The sequence below is a fragment of the Streptomyces sp. NBRC 109706 genome (assembly GCF_000974485.1).
Lineage (GTDB): Bacteria > Actinomycetota > Actinomycetes > Streptomycetales > Streptomycetaceae > Streptomyces.
Genome location: NZ_BBOM01000008.1, coordinates 601,672 through 613,622 on the forward strand (window position 1 = coordinate 601,672; position 11,951 = coordinate 613,622).

The 11,951-nt window shown below is 72.5% G+C and carries 1 protein-coding gene and 1 pseudogene (1 of these 2 running past the window's edge); both read right to left on the reverse strand.

Features of this window, described 5'->3' with window-relative positions:
• On the reverse strand, window positions 1–7,371 hold the start of the coding sequence (locus tag AOM46_RS35445) for a type I polyketide synthase (protein ID WP_234313862.1). It extends 17,007 nt beyond the left edge of the window; only the first 7,371 of its 24,378 coding nucleotides appear in the window; its start codon is at window positions 7,369–7,371; its stop codon lies off the left edge, out of view.
• Window positions 7,346–11,863 (reverse strand): annotated as a pseudogene (locus AOM46_RS35940) (SDR family NAD(P)-dependent oxidoreductase); the annotation flags it as partial. The pseudogene AOM46_RS35940 and the gene AOM46_RS35445, both read right to left, overlap by 26 nt.
• Window positions 11,864–11,951 lie beyond the last annotated feature (88 nt).

Below are 11,951 nucleotides of genomic sequence, written 5' to 3' on the forward strand. Positions count from 1 at the left end.
CACATCCTCCAAACCCACCACCGCCCACACACCCGACAACACCGCCGGAACCAACCCCGTCAACGGCCTCCAAGTGATCTGGTATCGCCAGGAGTCGAGTGTGGAACGTTCCTGGTGACGCCGCCGCCAGGCGGACAGGGCAGGCAACGCCGACTCAAGACCGGCCAACTCCTCCAGATCCCCACGCTCCACCGCATCCCAGAACGCGGAGTCGACCAGGCCCCCGCCGGTGTTGGTCGCCATCGAGAACTCGGGCCAGAAGCGTTGCCGCTGGAAGGCATAGGTCGGCAGATCAACAACCCGTCCACCCCAACCAGCAAAAACCGCCGACCAGTTGATGTCGACACCGGCCGTCCACAGGCGACTGATGGCGATAACGGCGGTATCGGTCTCCTCGTGCTCCTTACGCAACAGCGGAGCGAACGTGGCATCGGCAACGGTCTCCTGGGCCATACCGGAGAGCACGCCATCGGGGCCCAGTTCGAGGTATCGCGTGACGCCCATTGCTTCCAGCGCCGTAGCACCGTCGGCGAAGCGGACGGTTTCACGGACCTGCTTGAGCCAGTACTCCGGTTCCTGCAACAACCCCGGCTCGGCCACCACCCCGGTCAGGTTCGAAACGATCGGAATCCGCGCCGGGTTGAACGTCAACCCGGCCAGAACAGTGGCGAATTCGTCCAGCATCGGCTCCATCAACGCCGAATGGAACGCATGTGACACCGACAACACATTGAACCGCCAACCCCGCTCCCCACACTCCGCCGCATACCGCTCAACCGCCGCCACATCCCCCGACAACACCACCGAACGAGGCCCATTCACCGCCGCAACATCCAAACCAGAGTCGGCGACATCCGCCTCACTCGCCTGGACCGCCAGCATCCCGCCACCCGACGGCAGCGCCTGCATCAACCGCCCCCGCTCCGCCACCAACACACACGCGTCATCCAGATCAAGAACCCCCGCAACATGCGCCGCGACGATCTCACCCAACGAGTGCCCCAACAACACATCCGGCGTGACACCCCAGGACTCCACCAACCGAAACAGCGCGACTTCGAGGGCGAACAGGCCGGCCTGCGCCCACCCCGTCTGATCCAGGTCAACGCCGTCGGTCAGAACCTGACGCAGCGGACGCTCCCCCCGCATGTCCAACCGGGCACACACCGCGTCAAAGGCCTCGGCGAACACCGGGAACGCCTCATACAACCCCAACCCCATCCCCGCCCGCTGCGAACCCTGCCCCGTGAACAAAAACGCGACCCGACCCTCCCCAGCCACGCCCGACGCCAACTCCCCATCACCATCAAGCACCACCCGGTGCTCCAACGCCGCCCGCGTCGTGGCCAGGGACCACCCCACATCCACCGCATCCAACTCCGGCCGCCCGTCCACAAACGACCGCAACCGCGCAACCTGCCCCCGCACCCCCACCGCCGACCTCGCCGACACCACCCACGGCACCAACCCCGACCAACCAACCGTGGATTCGGTAACCGGCTCAGACTCAAGCCCAGGCGCCTCCTCCAAAATCACATGCGCATTCGTGCCGCTCATTCCGAACGACGACACCGCCGCCCGCCGAGGCCGATCCACCTCGGGCCAGGAACGCGTCTCCGTCAACAACGACACCGCGCCCGCCGACCAGTCCACCCCGGGCGAGGGCTCATCCACATGCAGGGTCTCCGGCAACACCCCCTGCCGCAACGCCAGCACCATCTTGATCACACCCGCGATGCCGGCGGCCGCCTGGGCGTGGCCGATGTTGGACTTGATCGAGCCCAGCCACAGCGGCTCGCCGTCCTCACCGCGCTCCTGGCCGTAGGTGGCCAGCAGCGCCTCCGCCTCGATCGGGTCACCAAGCCGGGTGCCCGTGCCGTGCGCCTCGACCACATCCACATCGGCACCGGTCAACCGCGCATTGGCCAACGCCTGCCGGATCACCCGCTGTTGAGAAGGACCGTTCGGCGCCGTCAGACCGTTCGACGCGCCGTCCTGATTCACCGCCGAACCCCGCACCACCGCAAGAACCTCATGCCCGTTGCGCCGCGCGTCCGACAGCCGCTCCACCAACAGCACACCCACACCCTCGGACCACCCGGTCCCGTCCGCCGCAGCCGCGAACGACTTGCACCGGCCATCGCCCGCCAGGCCGAGGTGTCGGGAGAAGTCCGCGAACGCGGTCGGGGTGGCCATCACCGTCGCGCCGCCGACCAGGGCGAGATCGCACTCTCCCTGTTGGAGCGCCTGCGCCGCCAGATGCAGGGCCACCAGCGACGAGGAGCACGCGGTGTCCACCGTCAACGCCGGGCCCTCAAGGCCGAAGGTGTAGGCGATGCGGCCGGAGAGGACCGAGGCCGAGTTGCCGGTGCCTCGGTGGCCTTCGGCGTCCTGGTCGCCACCGCCGAGGATGCCGACATAGTCCTGGCCGCTGGTGCCGACGAACACCCCGGTGCGGCTGCCGTGTGCCGCTCGGGGCGGGATTCCGGCGCGTTCGAACGCTTCCCATGACACTTCGAGGAGCAGCCGCTGCTGCGGGTCCATGGCGAAGGCTTCGCGCGGTGAGATGGCGAACAGGTCGTTGTCGAAGTCCGGCGCGTGGGTGAGGAAGCCGCCGGCCCAGGAGGCCGGGTCGGACGGGGTGGCCTGTGGCCAGCCTCGGTCGGTGGGGAGGTCGGTCACCGCGTCGACGCCGTCGGCGACCAGCCGCCACAGGTCCTCGGGCGAGGCGACCTGGCCCGGATAGCGGCAGCTCATGGCGACGATGGCGATCGGGTCGTCGCCGGTGGCCGCCGTGGTGGTGGCGGGCGAGTCGCCGGACGGCCGGGCGCCGAGCAGTTCGGTGCGCAGCCGTGCGGCAAGGGCCTGCGGCGTGGGGTAGTCGAAGGCGAGGCCCGACGGTAGCCGGAGTCCCGTTTCGGTGCTGAGGCGGTTGCGGAGTTCGACGGCGGTGAGCGAGTCGAAGCCGAGGCTCTTGAACGAGGCGTCCGCCGCGATATCGGTTTCGCCCCGGTAGCCGAGGACGCCGGCAATTTCGTGGCGGACGAGGTCGAGCAGCAGCCGGTGTTGTTCGGTTTCGGGGCGGGTGGCCAGCGTGGCCGCGAGCGGTGAGGCGTCGCCGGGCTTCGCCGACTGGGCGGCTTCGGCAGCTTCGAGAATCGGCCTGGCCTCGGGGATGTCGGCGATGAGGGGGCGTGGGCGGCTGGCGGTGAAGGCCGGGACGAAGGCGGCCCAGTCGACGTCGGCCACCGTCACACAGGTGTCGTCGGCCTGGAGCGCCTGTCCCAGTGCGGCGACGGCCAGCTCCGGGGGCATCACGCGCAGGCCGCGCCGCCTGAGCAGGGCCGCCATCTCGGGCCCGCCGGCCATGCCGGCGCCGGCCCAGGCGCCCCAGGACACGGCCGTGGCGGTGGCGCCCCTGGCCCGCCGGACGACGGCCAGCGCGTCCAGATAGGAGTTCGCCGCCGCATAGGCCGACTGGCCGCCGCTGCCCCACACCCCGGCGATCGAGGAGAAGAGCACAAAGAAGTCCAGCGGCGTGTCCGCCAGTACCTGGTCCAGGCAGATCGCGCCGCTGACCTTGGCGGTCATGACCTGCGCGAAGTCGTGGATGTCGGCGCTGTCGAGAGGGGTCATATCGCCGGCGCCCGCCGCGTGCACGACTCCGGAGAGCGGCGTTTCGGCCGGGATCTCCGCCAGTGCCCGCTGCAGGAACTCCCGGTCGGTGACATCGCCGGCCAGTACCGTTGCTGTCGCGCCCAACTCCGCGAGTTCGGCGACCAGTTGGTCGGCTCCCGGTGCGTCGGGGCCGCGTCGGGACAGAAGCAGCAGATGCTCCACTCCCGACCGTGCCAGCCAGCGGGCCACCTCGGTGCCGAGCGCACCGGTTCCGCCCGTGACCAGCACGGTTCCCCGGCCGCGCCACGCGCCGTCCGCACCACTCACGGCGCCGCCGGCCCGCACCAGCCGGCGGGCGTAGACGCCTGAGCCCCGGACGGCCACCTGGTCCTCGACGCCCGCCGCCAGGACGGCGGTCAGCCGTGCGCCGGCGGCGGCGTCGAGGGTCCCCGGCACGTCGACCAGTCCGCCCCACAGCTCCGGCAGTTCGAGGCCGACCACCCGGCCCAGGCCCCACAGCTGTGCCCGCCAGGGGTGTTCCAGCCGGTCCGACCGGCCGACGCTGACCGCGCCCGAGGTCACCGTCCACAGCGGTGCCGTGAGGTCGAGCGCGTTGATGGCCTTGACCAGCGCGACGCTCAGCGCGACGCCCAGGGGCAGCACCGTTCCCGGCAGGGCCCGGTCGGTGAGGCAGGTCAGCGAGAGGACTCCGGCGGGGGCTCCGTCGTCGAGGGCGTCGCGGATCCGGTCGGCGAGTCGTTCGTGGTCGAGATCGTTCTCGTCGACGGGCAGTTCCACCACCCGTGCCCCGGCGGCGCGCAGCCGGGTGGCGAAGTCGTCGGCCGGTCCCGAGGCGACGAGGAGCCAGGTGCCGTCGAGCGCCGCCTCGGTGGGCAGTTCGCCGAACGGTTTCCAGGCGATGCGGTAGCGCCAGGAGTCGAGCGTGGACCGTTCCCTGCGCTGCCGCCACCATGCCGACAGCGCGGGCAGCGCCGATTCGAGGCCGGCCAGCTGCTCCAGGTCCTCACGTTCGACGGCGTCCCAGAACGCGGCGTCCATCGTGTCGCCGCCGACCGGTTGCCTCGCGTCCTCCGGCCAGTACCGTTCGTGTTGGAAGGCGTAGGTCGGCAGGTCGACGACCCGGCCGCCCCAGCCGTCGAACACCGCCGTCCAGTCGATGTCGACACCGGCCGTCCACAGCCGGCCGATCGCGGTCAGCGCGGTGTCGGTCTCGTCCCGGTCCTTGCGCAGGACGGGGACGAACGCCGCGTCGAGGGCGATGTCCTGGGCCATGCCGGACAGCACCCCGTCGGGGCCCAGTTCGACAAAGCGGGTCACCCCCAGGTCGTCGAGCGCCTCGACGCCGTCGGCGAAGCGCACGGGCTGGCGGATCTGCCGGAGCCAGTACTCCGGGTCCTGGAGCTGCCCCGGTTCGGCGACGGCGCCGGTCAGGTTCGAAACGATCGGGATGCGGGCGGGGTGGAACGTCAACCCGGCCAGGACGTTTCGGAATTGGTCCAGCATCGGTTCCATCAGGGCGGAGTGGAACGCGTGCGATACCGGCAGGACGGTGCACCGCCGGCCGTGTTCGGCGCATGCGGCCGCATAGCGCTGGATGGCGTCGACGGGGCCGGAGAGCACCACGGAGTCAGGGCCGTTGACGGCGGCGAGGTCGAGTCCCGAGTCGGCAACATCGGCCTCGGTGGCCTGGACGGCGAGCATCCCGCCGCCGGCGGGCAGCGCCTGCATCAGCCGGCCGCGTTCGGCGACCAGGGTGCAGGCGTCGTCCAGATCGAGGACCCCGGCGACATGGGCGGCCGTGATCTCGCCCAGCGAGTGGCCCAGCAGCAGGTCTGGTGTCACCCCCCAGGACTCGACCAGCCGGTAGAGGGCGACTTCGAGGGCGAACAGGCCGGCCTGCGCCCATGCCGTCTGGTTGAGGGCGTCCCCGTCGGCCAGCACATCGCGCAGTGGACGTGCCGAGCGGGCGTCCAGCCGGGTGCGGACCGCGTCGAAAGCCTCGGCGAAGACCGGGAACGTCTCGTACAACTCCAGGCCCATGCCGGCGCGTTGGGCACCCTGGCCGGTGAACAGGAACGCGGTCCTGCCCCCCTCGGCGACACCCGTGGCGAGGGTCGCGTCCCCGGCCAGCACCGCGCGATGCTCCAGGCCGGCCCGGGTGGTCGCCAACGACCAGCCCACATCGACCGCGTCCAGCTCCGGCCGTTCGGCGACAAAGGACCGCAGCCGTGCGATCTGGGCCCGCAGCGCCGCCTCGGACTTCGCCGACACCGGCCAGGGCACCGGCCCCGGTGCCTTCCGGGGCGGAACGACGACCGCGGGCTCCGGCGCGTCGGCCTCCGGCGCCTGCTCGAGAATCAGGTGCGCGTTGGTGCCGCTGATGCCGAACGAGGAGACGCCGGCCCGTCGTGGCCGGTCAGCCGTGGGCCACTCCCGTGCCTCGGTCAGCAGTTCCACCGCGCCGGAGTCCCATTTGACCTGCGGCGTCGGCTCGTCCACATGCGAGGTCGCGGGCAGCACCCCGCGCCGCATGGCCATCACCATCTTGATGACGCCCGCGACACCGGCGGCCGACTGGGTGTGGCCGATGTTGGACTTGATCGAGCCCAGCCACAACGGCTCGCCCGACTCCCGGTTCTGGCCGTAGGTCGCCAGCAGCGCCTGGGCCTCGATCGGGTCGCCGAGCCGGGTGCCGGTGCCGTGCGCCTCCACCACATCGACATCCGCCGGCGTCAGCCGGGCGCTGGCCAGGGCCTGGCGGATCACCCGCTGCTGGGACGGGCCGTTGGGCGCGGTCAGTCCGTTGCTGGCGCCGTCCTGGTTGATGGCGCTGCCCCGCAGCACCGCGAGGACCCGGTGTCCGTTGCGCCGGGCGTCGGACAGCCGCTCCAGCAGCACCAGGCCGACGCCCTCGGCCCAGCCGGTCCCGTCGGCGGCGGCGGCGAACGACTTGCAGCGGCCGTCGGCGGCCAGGCCCTGCTCGACGCTGAACGCCCCGAACACATCGGGGGTGGCGATGACGGTGACGCCGCCGGCCAGCGCCAGCGAACACTCGCCGGCGCGCAGCGCCTGCGCGGCCAGATGCATGGCGACCAGCGACGAGGAGCAGGCCGTGTCGACGGTGACGGCCGGCCCGACCAGGCCGAAGGTGTAGGAGACCCGGCCGGACAGCACGCTGGTCGCGCCGCCGGCCAGGGCATATGCCTGCCCGGCGTCCGTCGGCCGCAGGCCCATGCCGTAGCCGGACGGGGCCGCGCCGATGAAGACGCCGGTGCGGCTGCCCTTCAGCCGGGGCGGCAGGATCCCGGCGTGCTCGAACGCCTCCCAGGAGGTCTCCAGCAGCAGCCGCTGCTGGGGGTCCATGGCCAGCGCCTCGCGCGGCGAGATATCGAAGAAACCGGAGTCGAACTGGGCGACGGCGTCGAGGAATCCACCGGACGCGGCCTCGTCCGCCGTGGTGGCGGCGTCGAGTTGCCAGCCACGGTCGGTGGGGAACGGGGAGATGGCGTCCGCGTCGGCGGCCACCAGATCCCACAGCTCCTCGGGCGACCGCACCCCGCCGGGGTAGCGGCAGGCCATGGAGACGATCGCGATGGGCTCGCGCGCCGCCGCGGTGAGGTCGCGGTTCTCCGCCCGCAGCCGTTCTGTCTCCTTCAGAGAAGTACGCAGCGCCTTGACGTAGTCCTCTATGGAGGCGGCGGCCATGTCATTCTCCTCGGTCTGTCTGTCCATCCGACTCCAGGCCGCCGAGAGCGAGCCTGAGCAGGCTCTCGCCGTCCATCGAGTCGATCGAATCCTGGATGTCGGGGGCCGCCGGGGCGGGGTCCTTCGCTTCGTCCCGCCGGTCGTCCTCGGCGAGCCGCAGCAGCGGGGCGATGAGGCCGGCGTCGGCCAGCCGGGACAACGGGATCTCCCTGAGGGCCCGGCGGACGGCCGCCGCGCGTTCCTCGTCCAACTCCGCGCCGCCGTCCGGGAACATCTCGTCCCGCAGCTGCTCGGCGACGGCACGCGCGCTCGGGTAGTCGAAGAGCAGCGTCGCCGGCAGGTCGAGCCCGGTCACGGACGCCAGCCGGTTGCGCAGTTCGACGGCGGTGAGGGAGTCGAACCCGAGATCGCGGAACGCCTTGTCGGCGCCCACGGCATCCGGGCTCGGGTGGCCCAGCACGGCGGCGGCGTGTTCCTGGACGAGGCCGACCAGCGCCGTCTCCCGTTCGTCGCCGGTCAGGGCGGCGAGCCGGTCGCGCAGCTCGGCGGCGAGCGCGCCGTCCGGTGCCGTGGCGGCCGCCGTCAGCTGTGCGACCTCGGGGATGTCCCGCATCAGGGGGCGTTCCCCGGTGGCGCTGAACGCCGGGAGAAAGGTGGCCCAGTCGACGTCGGCGACCGTGACGCAGCCGTCGCCGGCGAGCAGCGCCGGGCCGAGGCAGCGGACCGCCGACTCCGGTGCCATCGCCCGCAGTCCGCGACGCCGCAGATACTCCGACGCCTCCGCCCCGCCGGCCATGCCCTCGCCGGCCCAGGGCCCCCAGGAGACCGAGGTCGCGACGGCACCCCGGGCCCGCCGGTTGGTGACCAGCGCGTCCAGATACGCGTTCGCCGCCGCGTAGGCGCCCTGGCCGCCGCTGCCCCAGACCCCGGCGATCGAGGAGAACAGTACGAAGAAGTCCAGGGGCGTGTCGCCCAGTGCCTCGTCCAGCCGGCGCGCGCCGTCGACCTTCGCGGCCATCACCCGCGCGAAGTCCTTGGGGCCCGACGTGTCCAGCGGAGTCGGATCGCCGGCGCCGGCCGCGTGCACCACGCCCGTCAGGGGGTGGCCGTCGACGACCGAGCGGACAAAGGCGCGGTCGCCGATATCGCCGGCGAGAACGGACACCGTCGCGCCGGCGTCCTCCAGCTCCGCCACCAGCCGGTCGGCGCCCGGTGCGGCCGGGCCCCGCCGGGAGACCAGGACCAGCCGTTCGACGCCCGACCTCGCCAGCCAGCGCGCGACCTCGCCGCCAAGACCCCCGGTGCCGCCGGTGATCAGCACCGTGCCGCGTCCTCGCCACTCCCCGGCGGGGGCGCCGCCGGCGCGTGCCAGCCGCCGGACATGGCCGCCGGCCGCCCGCAACGCCACCTGGTCCTCGACGCCCGAGGCCAGCACCCCGGCGAGCCGTTCGGCCGCGTCGGCATCGTCGATATCGATCAAACCGCCCCAGGACTCGGGGAGTTCAAGCCCGGCGACCCGGCCGAGGCCCCAGCTCTGTGCCTGGTCGGCGTCGACCGTCTCGCCGTCGTCGACGGCGACCGCGCCGGAGGTGATCCACCAGACGGGGGCCCTGATGCCGCCGAACCGCAGCGCCTCCAGGGTGGCCAGCATGCCGGTGACCGACGGGGGCGGCACGGCGGGATCGCCCGCGTCCGCGCCGGGAGCCAGCCCGGCGAAGGAGAGCACCCCGGCCGGCTGTCCGCCGCACTCCACATGCGCGTCGGCCAGCCGCTCGCCGAGATCGGCGCCGTCCGTCGGCACCGAGACGACCTGCGCTCCCGCCTCGGTCAGGGCCCGCAGGGCGCCGGCGACCACCTCGGGACGCTTCGGCGCCTCGGGCAGCAGCGCCAGCCAGGTGCCGCTCAGCGCCGGCGTGCCCGGGGCGGGCGCCGCCGGCTTCCACACCACGGCGTACCGCCAGGAGTCCCCGACGGCGCCCGCCGGCGGCTTCGGCCAGTACAGCTGGTGCTGGAACGCGTAGGTCGGCAGGTCCACGACCCGACCGGTCCGTCCGGTGAACACCTTCGCCAGCTCGATATCGGCGCCGGCCGTCCACAGCCGGCCGATCGCGGCCAGGGCGGTCCCGGCCTCGTCACGGTCCCTGCGGAGCAGCGGCGCGAACACCCCGTCGGAGACCGTCTCCTGCGCCATCCCGCACAGGACGCCGTCCGGGCCGAGTTCGAGGTAACGGGTCACGCCCGTGGCGCGCAGCGCGGTGACGCCGTCGGCGAAGCGCACGGGCCGGCGGATCTGCCGCAGCCAGTACTCAGGCTCCTGCAACAGCCCCGGTTCGGCGACGGCGCCGGTCAGGTTCGAAACGATCGGGATCCGGCCGGGGTGGAACGTCAACTCGGCCAGAACGCTTCGGAATTGGTCCAGCATCGGTTCCATCAGGGCGGAGTGGAACGCGTGCGAGACGGACAGGACGTTGCACCGCCGGCCGTGTTCGGCGCATGCGGCCGCGTAGCGCTCGACGGCGTCGACGGGGCCGGAGAGCACCACGGAACGCGGCCCGTTGACGGCGGCGAGATCCAGGCCCGAGTCGGCGACATCCTCCTCGGTGGCCTGGACGGCGAGCATCCCGCCCCCGGACGGCAACGCCTGCATCAGCCGGCCGCGTTCGGCGACCAACACACACGCGTCGTCCAGATCGAGGACCCCGGCGACATGGGCGGCCGTGATCTCGCCCAGCGAGTGGCCCAACAGCACATCGGGGACCACGCCCCAGGACTCCACCAGGCGGAACGCGGCGACTTCGAGAGCGAACAGGCCGGCCTGCGCCCACCCCGTCTGATCCAAACCCGCGCCATCGGTCAGGACCTCGCGCAGCGGACGTGCCAACCGGGCGTCCAGCCGGGCCGCCACCGCGTCGAAGGCTTCCGCATAGGCCGGGAACGCGTCATACAGCTCCAGGCCCATACCGGGCCGCTGCGATCCCTGACCGGTGAACAGCACCGCCAGCCGACCGCCGTCGCCGGCGACGCCGGATGCCAGCACCGCGTCACCGGCGAGCACGGCGCGGTGCTCCAACTCGGCGCGGGTGGTGGCCAGTGACCAGCCGACATCCACCGGATCCAGCTCGGGCCGCTCGGCCACGAACGCGCGCAGCCGCGCGATGCCCGCCCGGAGCGCGGCCTCGGACTTCGCCGACACCGCCCAGGGCACCGGATGACGCACCGGCCCGGCGTCCGTCGGCGCCTCGGCCACGGGCTCCGCCGGCGCCTGCTCGATGATCACATGCGCGTTGGTGCCGCTGATCCCGAACGAGGAGACCGCAGCCCGGCGCGGCCGGTCCACCTCGGGCCAGGGACGTGCCTCCGTCAACAGCTCCACCGCGCCCGCCGACCAGTCCACCTGGGGCGACGGCTCGTCCACATGCAGCGTCGCGGGCAGCACCCCGTGCCGCATCGCCAGCACCATCTTGATGACGCCGGCGACGCCGGCGGCCGCCTGGGTATGGGCGATGTTCGACTTGATCGAGCCCAGCCACAACGGCTCGCCCGACTCCCGGTCCTGGCCGTAGGTGGCCAGCAGCGCCTGGGCCTCGATCGGGTCGCCGAGCCGGGTGCCGGTGCCATGGGCCTCCACGGCGTCCACATCCACCGGCGTCAGCCGGGCGCCGGCCAACGCCTCCCGGATCACCCGCTGTTGCGAGGGCCCGTTCGGCGCGGTCAACCCGCTGGACGCGCCGTCCTGGTTGACCGCGCTGCCGCGCACCACGGCCAGCACCCGGTGGCCGTCGCGCCGCGCGTCCGAAAGCCGCTCCAGCAGCAGCATGCCGACGCCCTCGGACCAGCCCATCCCGTCGGCCGCCGCGGCGAACGACTTGCAGCGGCCGTCAGGGGCGAGGCCCTGCTCGACGCCGAACGCCCCGAACACATCGGGCGTCGCCATGACGGTGACGCCGCCGGCCAGCGCCATATCGCACTCGCCGGCCCGCAGCGCCTGGCACGCCAGATGCAGCGTCACCAGCGAGGAGGAGCAGGCCGTGTCGACGGTGACCGCCGGCCCCTCAAGGCCGAAGGAGTAGGCGACGCGTCCCGAGGCGGCGCTGCCGGCCGTGCCGGTGGCCAGATACGCCTCGCTGCCGGCCGGCATGGCGATGTCCCCGACCAGATAGTCGTGGTACATCTGCCCGACATAGACGCCGGTGCGGCTGCCGTGCAGCGTCGTCGCGTCGATGCCGGCGGACTCCATCGCCTCCCAGGAGGTCTCCAGCAGCAGGCGCTGCTGGGGGTCCGTCGCCAGCGCCTCACGCGGGGAGATACCGAAGAACGCCGCGTCGAACCGGCCGGCGTCGTGCAGGAACCCGGCCTGACGCGGCCGGTCGGCCGCCAGCCCGCCCAGCTCCCAGCCCCGGTCGGTCGGGAAGGTGGACATGCCCTCGCCCCGGCTGTCGACCAGCCGCCACAGATCGTCAGGCGAGGCGACACCGCCCGGGTAGCGGCAGGCCATGCCGACGATGGCGATGGGCTCATGGACGCGCTCGTCCAGCTCCCTGAGGTCCTGGCGGGCCTCGCGCAGGTCGATGGTCGCCTGCCGCAGATAGCGCAGCAGCTCTTCCTCA